The 15,001-nt window shown below is 68.5% G+C and carries 14 protein-coding genes; 8 read left to right on the forward strand and 6 right to left on the reverse strand.

Going from position 1 to position 15,001, the window contains the following annotated elements:
• Positions 1 to 58: 58 nt before the first annotated feature.
• The 7 genes from IG74_RS0130390 to IG74_RS52280 all read left to right on the forward strand — a co-directional run bounded on the left by IG74_RS0130390 (position 59) and on the right by IG74_RS52280 (position 8,899).
• Positions 59 to 910 carry an FhaA domain-containing protein gene (locus IG74_RS0130390; RefSeq protein WP_030683931.1) on the forward strand — a complete coding sequence of 284 codons (852 nt, stop codon included), beginning with the start codon at positions 59 to 61 and terminating at the stop codon, positions 908 to 910.
• 10 nt (positions 911 to 920) lie between these two features.
• Positions 921 to 1,457, forward strand: coding sequence for an FHA domain-containing protein FhaB/FipA (locus IG74_RS0130395; protein ID WP_030683932.1), 537 nt, complete (start codon positions 921 to 923; stop codon positions 1,455 to 1,457).
• A 120-nt stretch (positions 1,458 to 1,577) separates the two neighbouring features.
• Positions 1,578 to 3,122, forward strand: a complete 1,545-nt coding sequence (locus tag IG74_RS0130400; protein ID WP_051855678.1) for a Stp1/IreP family PP2C-type Ser/Thr phosphatase — start codon at positions 1,578 to 1,580, stop codon at positions 3,120 to 3,122.
• A gap of 26 nt (positions 3,123 to 3,148) precedes the next feature.
• Positions 3,149 to 4,588, forward strand: a complete 1,440-nt coding sequence (locus IG74_RS0130405; protein ID WP_030683934.1) for an FtsW/RodA/SpoVE family cell cycle protein — start codon at positions 3,149 to 3,151, stop codon at positions 4,586 to 4,588.
• Positions 4,585 to 6,048: a peptidoglycan D,D-transpeptidase FtsI family protein gene (locus tag IG74_RS0130410; protein ID WP_030683936.1), complete on the forward strand. Its 1,464-nt coding sequence runs from the start codon at positions 4,585 to 4,587 to the stop codon at positions 6,046 to 6,048. Before IG74_RS0130405 ends, IG74_RS0130410 begins: the two co-directional genes overlap by 4 nt.
• Before the next feature lie 170 nt (positions 6,049 to 6,218).
• The gene (gene pknB, locus IG74_RS0130415) at positions 6,219 to 8,267 is read left to right on the forward strand and encodes a Stk1 family PASTA domain-containing Ser/Thr kinase (RefSeq protein WP_030683938.1); all 2,049 of its coding nucleotides are present in this window, start codon (positions 6,219 to 6,221) and stop codon (positions 8,265 to 8,267) included.
• Between the two features lie 200 nt (positions 8,268 to 8,467).
• A complete protein-coding gene (locus IG74_RS52280; RefSeq protein WP_158857832.1) occupies positions 8,468 to 8,899 on the forward strand; it encodes a hypothetical protein in 432 nt (143 codons plus the stop codon).
• Positions 8,900 to 8,952: 53 nt separating this feature from the next.
• On the opposite strand, the gene IG74_RS0130420 is transcribed toward IG74_RS52280, so the two are convergent.
• From IG74_RS0130420 to IG74_RS0130445, 5 genes are all read right to left on the reverse strand, one after another.
• Complete coding sequence (locus IG74_RS0130420; protein ID WP_030683940.1) at positions 8,953 to 9,696, reverse strand: class E sortase; 744 nt, start codon at positions 9,694 to 9,696, stop codon at positions 8,953 to 8,955.
• 34 nt (positions 9,697 to 9,730) lie between these two features.
• Positions 9,731 to 10,840: a class E sortase gene (locus tag IG74_RS0130425; RefSeq protein WP_234334500.1), complete on the reverse strand. Its 1,110-nt coding sequence runs from the start codon at positions 10,838 to 10,840 to the stop codon at positions 9,731 to 9,733.
• The gene (locus IG74_RS0130430; RefSeq protein WP_030683943.1) at positions 10,837 to 11,475 is read right to left on the reverse strand and encodes an aminodeoxychorismate/anthranilate synthase component II; all 639 of its coding nucleotides are present in this window, start codon (positions 11,473 to 11,475) and stop codon (positions 10,837 to 10,839) included. The genes IG74_RS0130425 and IG74_RS0130430 overlap by 4 nt, the downstream gene beginning before the upstream one ends.
• A 228-nt stretch (positions 11,476 to 11,703) precedes the next feature.
• Positions 11,704 to 12,405, reverse strand: a complete 702-nt coding sequence (locus IG74_RS0130440) for a class E sortase (RefSeq protein WP_030683945.1) — start codon at positions 12,403 to 12,405, stop codon at positions 11,704 to 11,706.
• A gap of 23 nt (positions 12,406 to 12,428) precedes the next feature.
• Positions 12,429 to 13,220, reverse strand: a complete 792-nt coding sequence (locus IG74_RS0130445) for a DUF881 domain-containing protein (RefSeq protein WP_030683946.1) — start codon at positions 13,218 to 13,220, stop codon at positions 12,429 to 12,431.
• Between the two features lie 142 nt (positions 13,221 to 13,362).
• Between IG74_RS0130445 and crgA the strand changes: the two genes are divergently transcribed.
• Entirely contained in the window at positions 13,363 to 13,620 is a 258-nt protein-coding gene (crgA, locus tag IG74_RS0130450; RefSeq protein ID WP_030683948.1) for a cell division protein CrgA, read from the forward strand.
• Between the two features lie 413 nt (positions 13,621 to 14,033).
• Here the strand turns inward: crgA and IG74_RS0130455 are convergent, their stop codons facing one another.
• Positions 14,034 to 14,927: a rhomboid family intramembrane serine protease gene (locus IG74_RS0130455; RefSeq protein WP_030683950.1), complete on the reverse strand. Its 894-nt coding sequence runs from the start codon at positions 14,925 to 14,927 to the stop codon at positions 14,034 to 14,036.
• Between the last annotated feature and the right edge of the window lie 74 nt (positions 14,928 to 15,001).

Consider the following 15,001-nt stretch of genomic DNA (forward strand, 5'->3'; position numbering starts at 1 on the left):
GGCGCGTGGATACGATCAGTAAGCAGTACGAGGATGACAACGACGGAGGAGGTGCCCCATGGGAGTCCTGAAGAAGTTCGAGCAGCGACTCGAAGGTCTGGTCAACGGCACCTTCGCCAAGGTGTTCAAGTCCGAGGTCCAGCCGGTCGAGATCGCGGGCGCGCTCCAGCGCGAGTGCGACAACAACGCGACGATCTGGAACCGCGAGCGGACGGTCGTCCCGAACGACTTCATCGTGGAGCTCAGCGCCCCCGACTTCGAGCGCCTGAGCCCCTACTCCGGGCAGCTCGGCGACGAGCTGTCCGGCATGGTGCGCGAGTACGCGAAGCAGCAGCGCTACAGCTTCATGGGCCCCATCAAGGTCCACCTGGAGAAGGCCGAGGACCTCGACACCGGCCTGTACCGGGTGCGCAGCCGCACGCTCGCGTCCAGCACCTCGCAGACCCCCGAAGCCCCCGGCGGCGGGCCGACGAGCGCGGGCCAGGGTGCCCGCGGGGGATTCGGCCAGCCTCAGGGCCCCTCGGGTGCTCCTCCCATGCCCGCCGCGCCGCCTCCCGGCGCGGGTGCGGGCCGCGGCGCCCAGGCGCCCGCCCGCCCGCAGGGCCCCGGCGCCCTCCCGGGCTCACAACAAGTACGGCGCTGGATTGAGATCAACGGCAATCGCCACCAGATCTCCCGCCCGACGCTGGTGCTGGGCCGCAGCACCGACGCCGATGTGCGGATCGACGACCCCGGCGTATCGCGCCGGCACTGTGAGATCCGGACCGGAACGCCCTCGACGATCCAGGATCTCGGGTCTACCAACGGCATCGTGGTAGACGGGCAGCACACCACCCGCGCTACGCTCCGCGACGGCTCGCGGATCGTCGTGGGCAGCACCACCATCATTTACCGGCAAGCCGAAGGGTGAAGCGGGGGCAATGTCAGAGCTGACCCTGACGGTCATGCGGCTGGGTTTCCTGGCCGTTCTGTGGCTGTTCGTGATCGTGGCCGTCCAGGTCATCCGCAGCGACCTGTTCGGTACGCGCGTCACTCAGCGCGGTTCGCGCCGTGAGAGCGGCCGCCAGGCGGCCCGGCAGGCCGCCGCGCCACCGCCACAGCGCCAGCAGGACGGCGGCGGCCGGGGACGGCAGGGCGGCGGGGGCGGCCGCCAGCGCCGTGGCGCCCCCACGAAGCTGGTCGTCTCCGAGGGGACGCTCACGGGTACGACCGTGGCCCTGCAGGGCCAGACGATCTCGCTCGGCCGGGCGCACGACTCGACCATCGTGCTGGACGACGACTACGCCTCCAGCAGGCATGCCAGGATCTATCCGGACCGTGACGGCCAGTGGATCGTCGAGGACCTCGGGTCCACCAACGGCACGTATCTCGACCGGACCCGCCTGACCACCCCGACGCCCGTTCCGCTGGGCGCGCCGATCCGCATCGGCAAGACCGTCATCGAGCTGCGGAAGTAGTACGACAATGAGCGAGCGGAGCGAGCGAGCCGACGCGGTCCAGACACAGGACGCCAGCGCGCTCCCGACCGGAGGGTGGGCACCGTGCGGATGTACCCGGAGCCGACGGGCGAGGTGCGCATGAGTCTGTCACTGCGCTTCGCCGCCGGATCGCACAAAGGCATGATCCGGGAGGGGAACGAGGACTCCGGTTACGCCGGTCCGCGGCTTCTCGCCATCGCCGACGGCATGGGGGGCCAGGCCGCGGGCGAGGTGGCGAGCTCCGAGGTGATCTCGACGCTCGTCACGCTCGACGACGACGTGCCGGGTTCGGACATCCTCACCTCGCTCGGCACCGCCGTGCAGCGGGCCAACGACCAGCTGCGGCTGATGGTCGAGGAGGACCCGCAGCTGGAGGGCATGGGCACGACGCTCACCGCCCTGCTGTGGACCGGTCAGCGGCTCGGTCTCGTGCACGTCGGCGACTCGCGCGCGTATCTGCTGCGCGACGGCGTGCTCACGCAGATCACGCAGGACCACACCTGGGTGCAGCGGCTCGTCGACGAGGGCCGCATCACCGAGGAGGAGGCGACGACGCACCCGCAGCGCTCGCTGCTGATGCGCGCCCTCGGCAGCGGCGACCACGTGGAGCCGGATCTGTCGATCCGCGAAGTCCGCGCGGGCGACCGCTACTTGATCTGCTCCGACGGCCTGTCGGGCGTCGTGTCCCACCAGACGATGGAGGACACGCTCGCCAGCTACCAGGGCCCCCAGGAGACCGTGCAGGAGCTGATCCAGCTCGCGCTGCGCGGCGGCGGCCCGGACAACATCACGGTGATCGTGGCCGACGTCCTGGACATCGACACCGGGGACACCCTCGCCGGCCAGCTGTCCGACACCCCCGTGGTGGTCGGCGCGGTCGCCGAGAACCAGCTCCAGACGAACGACGGCGGGGCCATGCAGACCCCGGCGGGCCGCGCCTCAGGACTCGGCCGCCCCACGCCGCCGTCCGCGGGCGGCTTCGGCCCGCCCGGCAGCGGCGAAGCCCCGGGGTACGTCCCGGAGGACGGCGCCTTCGGCACGTACGGCGACGAGGACTTCGTGAAGCCCGGCGGCGGCCGCAAGTGGCTGAAGAGATCGCTGTACACCGCGCTCGTGCTCGGCGTCGTCGCGGGCGGCCTCTACGGGGGCTACCGCTGGACGCAGACGCAGTACTACGTGGGCACGAAGGACGAGCACGTAGCGCTCTACCGCGGCATCGACCAGGACCTGGCGTGGGTGAGCCTGTCCAAGGTCGAGAAGGACCACCCCGAGATCGAACTCAAGTACCTGCCGCCGTACCAGCGCAAGCAGGTCGAGGCGACCATCGCCGAGGGCAGCCTCGACGACGCCCGGGGCAAGATCGAGGAGCTGGGCCTGCAGGCGTCGGCATGCGAGAAGGACGCCGAGCGGCGCAGGATCGACCGGGAGAACAAGGAGCGTACGGAGCGCGAGGCCAAGCCCAGCGCCAAGCCCGGTGAGGGCGAGGCGGGCGGCATGAGCGGCCAGACCGGCGCACCCACTTCCGACGACGACAAGAACGCCAAGGACGACAAGTCCAAGTCCACCACCGCACCGACTCCCACACCCGGTCCCAGCCTCTCCGAGGAGGAGCAGAAGCTGGTCCCGCAGTGCGGTAAGCAGTAAGCAGCCGTTGGGGGCCCTTGCACGCCATGAGCAGTAGCACTACACACACGTCGACGATCGGCGCCATCGGCGCGCCGAGCCGGCGCAACACCGAGCTCGCGCTCCTGGTGTTCGCCGTGGTCATCCCGCTGTTCGCCTATATGAACGTGGGCCTCGCCATCTCCGGCGAGCTCCCCCCGGGCATGCTCGGCTACGGCCTCGGACTGGGCCTGCTCGCGGGCGTCGCGCACCTGGTGGTGCGCAAGTTCGCGCCGTACGCCGACCCGCTCCTGCTGCCGCTCGGCACGCTGCTCAACGGCCTGGGCCTGGTGGTGATCTGGCGCCTTGACCAGTCGGAGAGGCTCCAGCAGCTGGCCAAGGCGTCGTTCGGGGCGTTCAGCCCGTCCGGGCCGAAGCAGATGATGTACACGGCGATCGGCGTCGCCCTGTTCCTGGCCGTGCTCATGCTGCTGAAGGACCATCGCATCCTGCAGCGCTACACGTACATCTCCATGGTGGGCGCGCTGGTCCTGCTGCTCCTTCCGCTGGTGCCCGGCCTCGGCCAGAACATCAACGGTGCCAAGATCTGGATCCACCTCGGCGCGTTCTCCATCCAGCCCGGTGAGTTCGCCAAGATCGTCATCGCCGTGTTCTTCGCCGGGTACCTGATGGTCAAGCGGGACGCCCTGGCGCTCGCCAGCCGCCGCTTCATGGGCCTGTACCTGCCGCGCGGCCGCGACCTCGGTCCCATCCTGGTCGTCTGGGCGATGTCCATCCTGATCCTGGTCTTCGAGACCGACCTCGGTACGTCGCTGCTGTTCTTCGGCATGTTCGTCGTGATGCTGTACGTCGCCACGGAGCGCACCAGCTGGATCGTGTTCGGTCTGCTGATGTCAGCCGTGGGCGCCGTCGGTGTGGCCTCGTTCGAGCCGCACGTGCAGCAGCGCGTCCAGGCCTGGCTCGACCCCATGGGCGAGTACCTCAAGAGCCGTGAGGGGCAGGTCGGCCACTCCGAGCAGTCCATGCAGGCGCTGTGGGCCTTCGGGTCCGGCGGCACCCTGGGCTCCGGTCTCGGTCAGGGCCACTCCGACCTGATCAAGTTCGCCGCCAACTCCGACTTCGTCCTCGCCACGTTCGGCGAGGAGCTCGGCCTGGCCGGGCTCATGGCGATCCTGGTGATCTACGCCCTGATCGTGGAGCGCGGCATCCGCACGGCCCTTGCCGCGCGCGACCCGTTCGGCAAGCTCCTCGCCTGCGGTCTGTCCGCCGCTTTCGCGATCCAGGTCTTCGTCGTGGCGGGCGGCGTCATGGGTCTGATCCCGCTGACGGGTATGACCATGCCGTTCCTCGCGTACGGCGGATCATCAGTGATCGCCAACTGGGCACTGATCGGGTTGCTCCTACGGATCAGTGATACCGCGCGCCGCCCGGCGCCCTCGCCCTCCCCGAACCCCGACGCCGAGATGACTCAGGTGGTACGGCCGTGAACAAGCCCGTGCGCCGCGTCGCGATCTTCTGTGGTCTGCTCGTCCTGGCCCTGCTGATCCGCGACAACTGGCTGCAGTACGTGCAGGCCGACTCGCTGGCCAAGGACACCGACAACTACCGCGTCACCATGGAGCGCTACGCCCAGCCGCGCGGCGACATCATCGTCGACGGCAAGCCGATCACCGGCTCCACGAAGACCGACGACCCCGACCTGAAGTACAAGCGCACCTGGAAGAACGGCCCCATGTGGTCGCCGGTCACCGGTTTCGCCTCGCAGCGCATCGGTGCCAACCAGATCGAGAAGATCGAGGACGAGGTCCTCACCGGCAACGACGACCGGCTCTTCTTCCGCCGCACGCTCGACATGCTGACCGGCAAGAAGAAGGAGGGCGGCAACGTCGTCATGACGTTGAACGCCGACGCGCAGAAGGCCGCGTACAACGGCCTGAAGGGCCGCGGCAAGGGTGCCGTCGCCGCGATCGACCCGGAGACGGGCGCGATCCTGGCCCTTGCGTCCACGCCGTCGTACGACCCGACGACCTTCGCGGGCAACACCAACAAGGACGCCGAGACCTTCACGAAGCTGGACAAGGACCGCGACAAGCCCATGCTGAACCGGGCGCTGCGCGAGACCTACCCGCCCGGCTCCACCTTCAAGGTGGTGACGGCCGCGGCGGCCCTGGAGCACGGCCTGTACTCGGACATCGACTCCAAGACGCGCTCGCCGCTGCCCTGGGTGATGCCCGACACCCGTACCGAGCTGAAGAACGAGGGCCCCATCCCCTGCAAGAACGCCACGCTGCGCCAGGCGCTGCGGGTGTCCTGCAACACCGTCTTCGGCAAGATCGGCTCGGATCTCGGCAAGGACAAGATGCGGGAGACAGCGGAGGAGTTCGGCTTCAACGAGGAGCAGTTCGTCCCGGTCCGCTCCAACGCGTCGAACTTCCCGAAGGAGATGGACAAGCCGCAGACCGCGCTGTCGTCCATCGGCCAGTTCGAGACCGCCGCGACGCCGCTCCAGATGGCGATGGTGACGGCCGCGATCGCCAACGACGGCACGCTCATGGAGCCGTACATGGTCCGTGAACTCCAGGCGCCGAACCTCGACGTGGTCGAGAAGCACTCGCCGAAGGAGATGGGCAACCCGCTCTCCAAGGAGAACGCGCAGAAGCTCCAGGACATGATGCAGACGGTCGTGAACGAGGGCACGGGCACCAGGGCCAAGATCCCCGGCGTCACCGTCGGCGGCAAGACCGGCACGGCCCAGCACGGTCTGAACAACAGCAAGAACCCGTACGCGTGGTTCATCAGCTACGCCAAGACCGACTCGGGCTCGCCGGTCGCGGTCGCCGTGGTCGTCGAGGACAGCGACGCCGCCCGTGACGACATCTCCGGCGGCGGTCTCGCGGCGCCGATCGCGAGGGACGTGATGAAGGCGGTCATCGACAGCAAGAAGTGACCCGTGTCACGGCCACTCCCCATCGGTGCACGTTGCGATACCGGTCCTGTATCGGGTGACGGTTGCGGCCGGGTCACGTTAGGCGATCCGGGTACGGTATGCCCGGACAGCACACCGCCGGACCGCGCAACTCGGTGCGGTCGGGACCGACGGAGAGGGCTGGATTAGCTATGGAAGAGCCGCGTCGCCTCGGCGGCCGGTACGAGCTGGGCCAGGTGCTCGGCCGCGGCGGAATGGCCGAGGTCTACCTCGCGCACGACACCCGCCTCGGCCGCACCGTGGCGGTGAAGACGCTGCGGGTGGACCTCGCCCGCGACCCGTCGTTCCAGGCCCGGTTCCGCCGTGAGGCCCAGTCGGCCGCCTCCCTCAACCATCCGGCGATCGTCGCGGTGTACGACACCGGCGAGGACTACGTCGACGGGGTCTCCATCCCGTACATCGTCATGGAGTACGTCGACGGCTCCACGCTGCGCGAGCTGCTGCACTCGGGGCGCAAGCTGCTGCCCGAGCGCGCCATGGAGATGACGATCGGCATCCTCCAGGCCCTGGAGTACTCGCACCGCAACCAGATCGTCCACCGTGACATCAAGCCCGCGAACGTCATGCTGACGCGCAACGGCCAGGTCAAGGTCATGGACTTCGGCATCGCCCGCGCCATGGGCGAGTCCGGCATGACGATGACGCAGACCGCGGCCGTCATCGGCACCGCGCAGTACCTCTCGCCGGAGCAGGCCAAGGGGGAGCAGGTCGACGCCCGCTCCGACCTCTACTCCACGGGCTGTCTGCTGTACGAGCTGCTGACCGTGCGCCCGCCCTTCGTGGGCGACTCCCCGGTCGCGGTGGCCTACCAGCACGTGCGGGAAGAGCCGCAGGCCCCGAGCGTCTTCGACAACGAGATCACGCCCGAGATGGACGCGATCGTCCTCAAGGCGCTCACCAAGGACCCGGACTACCGCTACCAGTCGGCGGACGAGATGCGCGCCGACATCGAGGCGTGCCTCGACGGCCAGCCCGTCGCCGCCACCGCCGCGATGGGCGCCGTCGGCTACGGCGGCCAGCCCGGTGACTACGGTGACCAGGCCACGGCCATGCTGCGCCCGCAGAACGGCGGCCAGGGCCAGGGCCAGACGTCGATGATGCCCCCGGTCAACCCGGACGACGGCGGCTACGGCTACGACGAGAACGGCCGCCGCGGCCGCCAGAAGAAGAGCAACACGTCGACGATCCTCCTCGTGGCCGCGGGCATCCTCGTCCTGGTGGGCGCGATCCTGATCGGCAAGTGGGCGTTCAGCGGCGACAGCGCGAGCGACGACAAGAAGGCCCCCAATTTCGTCGGCGAGACGCTGAAGGAGGCCCAGAGGTCCGCGTCGAACGTGGACCTGAAGATCAGCGTCTCCCAGCGCAAGCCCTGCGAGAAGTACCCCAAGGGCGAGATCTGCTCGCAGACCCCGCCCGAGGGCAGCAAGGTCGAGAAGGGCGACACGATCGACGTGGTCGTGTCGACGGGAGCGCCGAAGGTGGCGGTTCCGGACGTCGAGGGACTTCAGTATTCGACAGCGAAGAGCAAGCTGGAGGACAAGGGCTTCACCGTCGACAAGGAGACCCAGGAGTCCGACCAGAACCCTGGTGTCGTCATCAGCCAGGACCCCTCCGGCGAGACCGAGGTGGAGCGAGGCACGACCATCACGCTGACGGTCGCCAAGAAGAAGCAGCTGACCGCTGTACCCGACGTCTCCGGCCAGACCTGGGAAGCCGCCAGGAAGCAAATCCAGGACAACGGCTTCACCCCTGTTCGACAGGACGTCGAGAGCGACAGCGTCGAAGAAGGCAAGGTCATCCAGACCACGCCGGCCGCTGGCACACAGGCCGAACCAGGCTCTCAGGTGACCGTCCAGGTCGCCAAGAAGAAGCCCGAGGAGGAAGAGGACGTCCAGGTCCCCACCCTCACCGGTCAGAAGCTCTCCGACGCGCGTGACGCCATCGAGGACGCGGACCTGACGGTCGGCAACATCCAAGGCCCGCAGGACGACGACGCCCTGGTGGTCCTCGCCGACCCGTCCCCGGGCACGAAGGTCAAGTCCGGCACCGCCATCAACCTGACCACCATCGGCAGCGGCGGCGGCAACCCGGGTGGCGGCGACAACGGCGGCGGCGGTGACAACGGAGGCGGCGGCTTCATCGAGGGCGCCACCGGCTTCGGCCGTCACGAGAGGGATTAATCAGGGCCCGTACAGGCAAAAATGCGCCATTCCTATGAGAAGCTCTGGCACTCGCTTCGGTGATGCCAGAGCTTTTCATATGCACTTGCCGAGTACAGACCTACCGGTCAAACTTTGCAGCGCCACTGACATCCTCTGCTTCACGCCCCCCTAGCACAAAACACCACGACAATTGATCATGGTCGTGATATTGTGCATACATGACAGGCAACATGAAGCGTATATCAACAGTAGGCGTTATAGCAGTTGCCGTATTTACTGCAACATCGACAGTCAACGCGCATGCCGTCATCGGAGGTAAGGGGAAGGCACGATGCGCAATAGGTGGAGTTGACGCGTACGGCTATTTCAAGGAATGGGCGCACAATCGTACAAAGATGTCCTTGATCACGTATGACACCAAGAACGACAGGCGTCATGTAGCCGTCCGCTTCATTTCGAAGAAGGACTACGACACCAAAATCCGCTACTGGGCTTGGCATCACAATTACAAGGGACACAACGAGAAAAAGGTGACGAAAACTTCTGCATCGACTGAGAAATCTGGACTCAGCTTTATAGGAATACAGGCCGCAGTCATGGATGGGTCGAAGGTGGTTAAGTCCTGCAAGAGCTGGGCGGTGGGCTATTAATCTCCCCATTGAGGCGCCCCACCAGTTCGTCGGCAAAGCACCTCCGTGAGACGTCAGTGCGTCATACCTAGCTCCGGTGGCGGTGTCCGCCTGTTGTCGACCTTCTCGATCCGCTCCAGCTCGCCCCACACCACGTAGCGGTACTTCGACGTGTACACCGGCGTGCAGGTCGTGAGCGTGATGTAGCGGCCCGGCTTCTTCGCGCCGGACTCCTTCGGGATCGGGTCGAGGACGCGGACGTTGAACTTCGAGGTCTCGGGCAGGGTCTTGTAGACCTTGTACACGTACCACTTGTCGCGGGTCTCGAAGACGATCGGGTCGCCCTCGTTGACCTTGTCGATCTTGTGGAACTTCGCGCCGTGGCCGTCGCGGTGGGCGGCCAGCGAGAAGTTGCCCTTCTCGTCCTGCGGCAGGGCCGACTTGACCGGGTCCGTGTAGTAGCCGGCGACACCGTTGTTGAGGGTCCCGGTGGCGGTGCCCTTCTTCACGAGGATCTCGCCCGCGCCCATCGACGGTACGTGGAGGAAGCCGATGCCGTCCTTGGTGTTCAGGGCGCCGGGGCCGCCCGCCCAGTGGTCGCGGACGCGGTCGCCCTGCTTCCTCGCCTCGCGGTCCGCTATGACGTTCGTCCACCACAGCGAGTAGACGACGAACAGGCCCAGGACCAGGCCCGCGGTGATGAGGAGTTCGCCGAAGACGCTGACGGCCGTCGCGATGGGGCCGCGGCCGCGCGGCGGCGGCCCGTCCGCGGGCTTGGACTCGTCGGTCCGCTCGTCCTCTTCGGTGGTGGCTGCCACTGCATCCGCCCTGTCTGTTTTGGCTTTCCGGCGCCTAGTCGACCAGCGCGGCCGGTTTCCCCTTGGCGCGTGGCCGGTCTTCGACCATCTTGCCCCACACGATCATTCGGTACTTACTCGTGAACTCGGGGGTACAGGTGGTCAGTGTGAGGTAGCGGCCCGGTTTCGTGAAGCCGGAGCCCGGCGGGACGGGGCCGAGGACGGCCGTGTTGCCGGGGCTGGTCTGCGGGAGGATGCTCGCCATCTTGTAGACGTAGTACGTGTCCTGCGTCTCGACCACGATCGGGTCGCCCGGTTTGAGCCGGTTGATGTACCGGAACGGCTCGCCGTGGGTGTTGCGGTGTCCTGCGACCCCGAAGTTGCCAGGGTCCGCTTCCGGCATCGGGGTCTTGGTGCCGCCCTCGCTGTAGTGGCCGACCATGCCCCGGTCGAGGACCTTGTGCTTGTCGATGCCCTCGGCGACCGGCACGACGACGTCGAGCTTGGGGATGTGCAGCAGCGCGAAGCCCTGGCCCGGCTCGAAGGCTCCCGGCTTGCCCTTGCCCTCCGCCCAGTCCTCCCGAAGGTCGCGGGCCGCGGCGTTCGCCTGCTGGTGGGCCCGTATGTTCGTCCACCACAGCTGGTACGTGACGAACAGGAGCATCAGGACGCCGGCGGTGATGAACAGCTCGCCGATGACGCGGCTCGCCACGGTGGCCGGGCTCGGTCTGCGGGCGCGCTCGGCGCGACGGGCTTCGAGGCGGGTCAGCGGGCGGTCCGGCGCGCCCTCGGCGACGGGTGCCGCCGCCTTCGCCCTGCCGGGCTTCCGACGGCCCTTGTGCCTGGCCGCCTTGCGCCGGGCGGCCCGGCCGCCCGGCACCGCGTCCGGTGGCCGCGCGAGGTCCTGCTCTCCGGCTATTCGGCGCGTGTCCGCCGTCCGCAGGCCGATGGTCTCGTCGTCCGGCGGCGGCTCGTACACGGCCGCGTACGGCTCCGGGGCGCCGGGGACGGCCTCAGGAGCAGGATCCTCAGGAGCAGGAGCAGGAGCAGGAGCGCCAGAAGCATCGGGCACAGGCGCGTCCGGAGGTGCCCCGCTGCGGAACCACGGTGACGGATGGTCCCCCGCCCCCGCCGCGTCGGCGCCCCCGTGCGCCTCCGCGGTCACGCCGTGGCCCTGCCCACCACCGGGGCCAGCCCGCTCGATCGTGCGACGGCCCCGGCGTCGCCGCACTCGGCGAGCCAGTTGGCGAGCATCAGGTGCCCGTGCTCGGTGAGGACGGACTCGGGGTGGAACTGCACGCCCTCGACGGGCAGTTCGCGGTGGCGCAGGCCCATGATGATGCCGTCCGCCGTGCGGGCGGTGACTTCGAGCTCGGCGGGCACGGTGGCGGGCTCGGCGGCGAGCGAGTGGTACCGGGTCGCGGTGAAGGGCGAGGGCAGGCCCGCGAAGACGCCCTTGCCCTCGTGCGTGACCGGCGAGGTCTTGCCGTGCAGGAGCTCCGGCGCCCGGTCCACGACACCGCCGTACGCCACGGCCATCGACTGCATGCCCAGGCACACGCCGAAGACGGGCACGCCGGTGGCGGCGCAGTGGCGCACCATGTCCACGCAGACGCCCGCCTGCTCGGGGGTGCCGGGGCCCGGCGAGAGCAGCACGCCGTCGAAGCCGTCCTGCGCGTGCCGCAGCTCGACCTCGTCGTTGCGCAGGACCTCGCACTCGGCGCCCAGCTGGTACAGGTACTGCACGAGGTTGAAGACGAAGCTGTCGTAGTTGTCGACGACGAGGATGCGCGCGCCCATCAGTTGTCCACCGTCACGTCGTTGAAGGGAAGGAGCGGCTCCGCCCAGGGGAACACGTACTGGAACAGCACATAGACCACGGCGAGGACCAGCATCAGGGAGATCAGTGCCCTCACCCATGCGTTCCCCGGCAGATGTCGCCAGATCCAGCCGTACATGCCGTCCCTTTCGTCGCCACACGACCGCCCGGCCCCATCGCACCGGCCGTCGCCGCCGTACCGCACCAGACTAACGGCGCAGTGCCTCAGGTTTCCCGGCCTCCACGGGCTGGGTGGCGTCCAGATGGGCCCAGGCGATGAGGCGGTGGCTGTGGCCCCACTCGGGCTCGCAGGTGGTCAGGGTGAGGTAGCGGCCGGGCTCGCGGTAGCCGGACCCCCGCGGCACGGGGTCGACGACCCCGGTGTCGCTGGGCAGCGTCTTGTACGGCTTCTTGTCGATGCGGTACGTGAACCAGGTCGTGCCGTCGGTGAGGACGACCGCGTCGCCGCGGCGCAGCTCGGGGAAGTCCTTGAACGGGTCGCCGTAGGTGCGCCGGTGTCCGGCCACGGCGAAGTTGCCCTTCCGGCCGAGCTGGGCGGTGCGCGCGTAGTGGCCGAGGCCCTTCTTGAGGGTGTCGGTGGCGGTGCCCTGGAGCACGGGCTTGTTCCACGTGAAACCGAAGCGGGGGACGTACATGACGGCGAAGGGTTCGCCGTCTTCGTAGGGGGCCGGTTTCGGGGGCGAGGAGTCGAGGGCCCCGCTGCCGCTGCCCGCGCCGGTGGCGATCCGGCCCTGGGACCACCGGTCGTGGAGGCGGTCGATCTGGTCGTCCATGGCCCGGTCGGCCTTCACTCCGGTCCAGAACAGCACGTACGCCACGAAGAGCACGATCAGGGTGCCGACGGTGATGCACAGTTCGCTGAACGTCCGGACGATCACGCGTACCGTCACCGCAGGGACCTCCCGAGCGAGCGCTACTCCACAGGCTTCGCGTAATGCAGGTTCACTGTGCCCGAGTAGCCGGGAAGAGTCACCGCCCCGTCGTCGTCGACTTTCCAGCCGAGCCCGTAGGCGTTGACGTAGAGCATGTAGTTCTGGATCTCGGGCGAGGCGGCGAGGGCCTTCTTGAGGCGGTCGGGGTCGCCGATCGCGGTCACCTTGTACGGCGGTGAGTAGACGCGGCCCTGGAGGATCAGGGTGTTGCCGACGCAGCGCACGGCGCTGGTGGAGATCAGCCGCTGGTCCATGACCTTGATGCCCTCGGCGCCGCCCTGCCACAGGGCGTTGACCACGGCCTGGAGGTCCTGCTGGTGGATGACCAGGTCGTTGGGCTGGGGCTCGGGGTAGCCGGGGAGCTTGGCGGTGGCGTGCGGCGGGGCGTCGGTGAGGGTCACGGAGACGGCCTGGCCACTGAGCTTCTTGGTGCCCGCGTTCCGCTCCAGGGCGCCGAGCCGGGCCTCGTCGGCCTTGGTGCCGGGGCTGTCGCGGCGGGCGAGGGACTCGACCTCGTCGCGCAGCGAGCCGGTGGACTGGTCCAGGTCCTTGTTCTTGCGGCTGCGTTCCTGGATGAGGTCGGAGAGCTTCAACAGGGAGTCGTCGGTGCGGATGTTGGTGCCCTTGGCCGTGTTGAAGCTGGTCATGAAGAGCAGCCCGGCGAGGGCGAAGACGCCTGCGGTGAGCACCCGGAGCGGCCGCCAGCGGCGGCGTCGGCCCTTGTCCGGAGAGGGCGGACCCGTGCCCGTGGGGAAGTCGGCAGAATTGCTCAACGTACCCTTATCTCCTTCACCGCCGCGGAAGCACTACGCTAACGGACGCCCGGGGGAAGACTTAGCGCACCGTAGTGTCCGCTCCCGGCGCCGGACCCAGTTACCTGCGCGGCCACGCAGCGCATCGACAGGAGAGACCCTCGTGCCGAAGTCACGTATCCGCAAGAAGGCAGACGACTACACGCCCCCGTCGTCGAAGAAGGCGACGAACATCAAGCTGACCAGCCGTAGCTGGGTCGCTCCCGTGATGCTGGCGCTGTTCCTGATCGGCCTCGCCTGGATCGTCGTCTTCTACGTCACGGACGGCGAGCTCCCGATCGACCCGCTGGGCAACTGGAACATCGTGGTCGGCTTCGGCTTCATCGCCGCGGGCTTCGGCGTCTCCACTCAGTGGAAGTAACGATCCGGGGTAACGGAGGGGGCGGAACGCAAGCCCTGGCCTGAGTTATCCACAGCGCGAGCGCTGCCATCCACAGACCTGGGGAAAGGTCTGAAGATCTGTGGATAACTCTCCGGACGTTGACGCCGGTGTGACTGGTCGGCCGTTCCGGTTCGGCCCGTCCACCCCTTGCCCCGCCTGGGAAAACCCGGATCGGCGAAGCGCGGAACAGACGTTCCCCACTTCGTGCACAAGATCGGGCACGGACTGTGGACAACCTGGGGCGGGACGGTGGGGACAACGCCGTACCCAGGGCGACCCGTACCCGGGATGCCCCATACTCCGGGGCCCCGCGCCCGTACGGGACGACAGCAGCAGCGTGGCCCCACCCGGCAACGGATGGGGCCACGGAAGCCGCAAGGCGCACGAGTGCCTCAGGTGAGCTGCACGGTCCGGATGATCACGGTGGCGGCGATCGCCAGGAACACCAGGGCGCAGGTGCCCCACTGCACCAGGGCCCGGTGCTCGCGGGGCGCGTGCACCATGCCGTACGCGATGGCGACACCGGCGACGAGACCGCCGACGTGCGCCTGCCAGGCGATGCCGCTCCAGGTGAACGTGAACAGCAGGTTCAGCGCGAGGAGCGCGATGACCGGGCGCATGTCGTAGTTCAGGCGGCGCATCAGGACCGCCGTCGCACCGAGCAGGCCGAAGATCGCCCCGGAGGCGCCGAGCGAGGCGTCGCTGGGGTCCGAGACCAGATACGTCAGGGCGCTGCCGCCGAGCCCCGACAGCAGATAGAGCGCGAGGAAGCGCGCCCGGCCGAGCGCCGCCTCCAGCGGACCGCCGAGCCACCACAGACCCAGCATGTTGAACGCGATGTGCCAGATCTCCTGGTGCGTGAACATGGCCGTGACCAGGCGGTACGCATCGCCGTCCGCCACGCCCTCGGTGGCGGGGAACGGCTCGGGGGGCCACCGGCCGATCAGGAACAGGTCCCCGACGAGGTCCTCACGGGCGCGAACCGCGATGAACACCAGGACGTTGATCGCCAGGATGATCTTCGTGAGCAGACGCGGGTCCTGCGTGAGCGTGCCGCCCGCCAGCGTGCGCGGCTGGCTGGCCGCCGGGGCGTGCCCGGTGCCGGAGCCGCCCTTGACGCACTCGGGGCACTGGAAGCCGACGGAGGCACTGATCATGCACTCCGGGCAGATCGGACGCTCGCAGCGGGTACAGGTGATACCCGTCTCCCGGCCGGGATGCCGGTAGCAGCTCGGCAGGCTCTGCGCGTCCTGCGGCCCCTGCGGGCTGCCTGGCGCCTGATCCATCGCGGTCCCCTCTGGTCTGCCGTACGCGGCGGCGTCGGCATGCTGGTCAACGCACCGCCCCGCCCTCCTCTACG

It is taken from the genome of Streptomyces sp. NRRL B-1347 (genome assembly GCF_000720325.1).
Classification (GTDB): domain Bacteria; phylum Actinomycetota; class Actinomycetes; order Streptomycetales; family Streptomycetaceae; genus Streptomyces.